The sequence below is a fragment of the Vibrio sp. 1557 genome, from assembly GCF_033340175.1.
In the GTDB taxonomy this organism is placed as follows: Bacteria; Pseudomonadota; Gammaproteobacteria; order Enterobacterales; family Vibrionaceae; genus Vibrio; species Vibrio alginolyticus.
In genome coordinates this window covers 1-3,093 of sequence record NZ_JAWOVZ010000062.1, presented here as the reverse complement: position 1 = coordinate 3,093, position 3,093 = coordinate 1, and the positions used below count along the sequence as shown (strand labels likewise).

The window sequence follows — 3,093 nt, the reverse complement described above, 5'->3', positions numbered from 1 at the left end:
TCAGGTGGGTCCAAAACGCTATGGTCGCCAAGCAAATTCTTTAATCTGGAAAGCTGTTTTTTTAATTCTCGTTCTTACACATTCAATGTTCTTTCATTGAGTCCATCAAAACCCCTTGGGTGTTGTATGGTTAAGCCTCACGGGCAATTAGTACAGGTTAGCTCAACGCCTCACAACGCTTACACACCCTGCCTATCAACGTCGTAGTCTACGACAACCCTTTAGGATACTTAAAGTATCAGGGAGAACTCATCTCAAGGCTCGCTTCCCGCTTAGATGCTTTCAGCGGTTATCGATCCCGAACTTAGCTACCGGGCAATGCGTCTGGCGACACAACCCGAACACCAGAGGTTCGTCCACTCCGGTCCTCTCGTACTAGGAGCAGCCCCTTTCAATTCTCCAACGCCCACGGCAGATAGGGACCGAACTGTCTCACGACGTTCTAAACCCAGCTCGCGTACCACTTTAAATGGCGAACAGCCATACCCTTGGGACCGACTTCAGCCCCAGGATGTGATGAGCCGACATCGAGGTGCCAAACACCGCCGTCGATATGAACTCTTGGGCGGTATCAGCCTGTTATCCCCGGAGTACCTTTTATCCGTTGAGCGATGGCCCTTCCATTCAGAACCACCGGATCACTATGACCTGCTTTCGCACCTGCTCGAATTGTCATTCTCGCAGTCAAGCGGGCTTATGCCATTGCACTAACCTCACGATGTCCAACCGTGATTAGCCCACCTTCGTGCTCCTCCGTTACGCTTTGGGAGGAGACCGCCCCAGTCAAACTACCCACCAGGCACTGTCCGCAACCCCGATAAGGGGTCGACGTTAGAACATCAACACTACAAGGGTGGTATTTCAAGGACGGCTCCACGCAATCTAGCGACTGCGCTTCAAAGCCTCCCACCTATCCTACACATGTAGGGTCAATGTTCAGTGCCAAGCTGTAGTAAAGGTTCACGGGGTCTTTCCGTCTAGCCGCGGGTACACTGCATCTTCACAGCGATTTCAATTTCACTGAGTCTCGGGTGGAGACAGCGTGGCCATCATTACGCCATTCGTGCAGGTCGGAACTTACCCGACAAGGAATTTCGCTACCTTAGGACCGTTATAGTTACGGCCGCCGTTTACCGGGGCTTCGATCAAGAGCTTCGACCGAAGTCTAACCCCATCAATTAACCTTCCGGCACCGGGCAGGCGTCACACCGTATACGTCATCTTGCGATTTTGCACAGTGCTGTGTTTTTAATAAACAGTTGCAGCCACCTGGTATCTGCGACTCTCAATAGCTCCATCCGCGAGGGACTTCACCGTCGAGAGCGTACCTTCTCCCGAAGTTACGGTACCATTTTGCCTAGTTCCTTCACCCGAGTTCTCTCAAGCGCCTTGGTATTCTCTACCCGACCACCTGTGTCGGTTTGGGGTACGATTTCTTACAATCTGAAGCTTAGAGGCTTTTCCTGGAAGCATGGCATCAATGACTTCACTACCGTAGTAGCTCGACGTCGTGTCTCAGCCTTAGAAAGAGCCGGATTTACCTAACTCTTAAGCCTACGCACTTGAACCTGGACAACCGTCGCCAGGCCCACCTAGCCTTCTCCGTCCCCCCATCGCAATTGTAAGAAGTACGGGAATATTAACCCGTTTCCCATCGACTACGCCTTTCGGCCTCGCCTTAGGGGTCGACTTACCCTGCCCCGATTAACGTTGGACAGGAACCCTTGGTCTTCCGGCGAGGAGGTTTTTCACCCCCTTTATCGTTACTCATGTCAGCATTCGCACTTCTGATACGTCCAGCATGCGTTACCACACACCTTCAACCGCTTACAGAACGCTCCCCTACCCAATATACAAAAGTACATTGCCGCAGCTTCGGTTTACTACTTAGCCCCGTTACATCTTCCGCGCAGGCCGACTCGACCAGTGAGCTATTACGCTTTCTTTAAATGATGGCTGCTTCTAAGCCAACATCCTGGCTGTCTGAGCCTTCCCACATCGTTTCCCACTTAGTAGTAATTTGGGACCTTAGCTGGCGGTCTGGGTTGTTTCCCTCTCCACGACGGACGTTAGCACCCGCCGTGTGTCTCCCGGATAGTACTTACTGGTATTCGGAGTTTGCAAAGGGTTGGTAAGTCGGGATGACCCCCTAGCCTTAACAGTGCTCTACCCCCAGTAGTATTCGTCCGAGGCGCTACCTAAATAGCTTTCGGGGAGAACCAGCTATCTCCAGGTTTGATTGGCCTTTCACCCCTAGCCACAAGTCATCCGCTAATTTTTCAACATTAGTCGGTTCGGTCCTCCAGTTGATGTTACTCAACCTTCAACCTGCCCATGGCTAGATCACCTGGTTTCGGGTCTATATCCAGAGACTGAACGCCCAGTTAAGACTCGGTTTCCCTACGGCTCCCCTAGATGGTTAACCTTGCCACTGAATATAAGTCGCTGACCCATTATACAAAAGGTACGCAGTCACAGGACAAGCCTGCTCCTACTGCTTGTACGTACACGGTTTCAGGTTCTATTTCACTCCCCTCACAGGGGTTCTTTTCGCCTTTCCCTCACGGTACTGGTTCACTATCGGTCAGTCAGTAGTATTTAGCCTTGGAGGATGGTCCCCCCATATTCAGACAGGATATCACGTGTCCCGCCCTACTCGATTTCACTGAACACACGTCGTCAACTACGGGACTATCACCCTGTATCGTCGGCCTTTCCAGGCTGTTCGTCTAACGCGTGTAAAGCTTAAGGGCTAGTCCAATTTCGCTCGCCGCTACTTTCGGAATCTCGGTTGATTTCTTTTCCTCGGGGTACTTAGATGTTTCAGTTCCCCCGGTTCGCCCTGTTGAGCTATGTATTCACTCAACAGTAATACCTTATGGTATTGGGTTTCCCCATTCGGAAATCCCAGACTCAAATGGTTTTTACTACCTAATCTGGGCTTATCGCAAGTTAATACGTCCTTCATCGCCTCTGACTGCCAAGGCATCCACCGTGTACGCTTAGTCACTTAACCATACAACCCGAAGGAGTTTCGAGTTGATAATCAAATCACCAAAGTTGTCTCTCATTATTTGAATGAGCGAGAGACAT

Annotated in this window: 1 rRNA gene; it reads right to left on the bottom strand. The window is 50.9% G+C overall.

Annotated features, from left to right (window positions below):
- Nucleotides 1-126 precede the first annotated feature (126 nt).
- Nucleotides 127-3,016 (bottom strand): 23S ribosomal RNA (locus R7070_RS24480).
- Between the last annotated feature and the right edge of the window lie 77 nt (nt 3,017-3,093).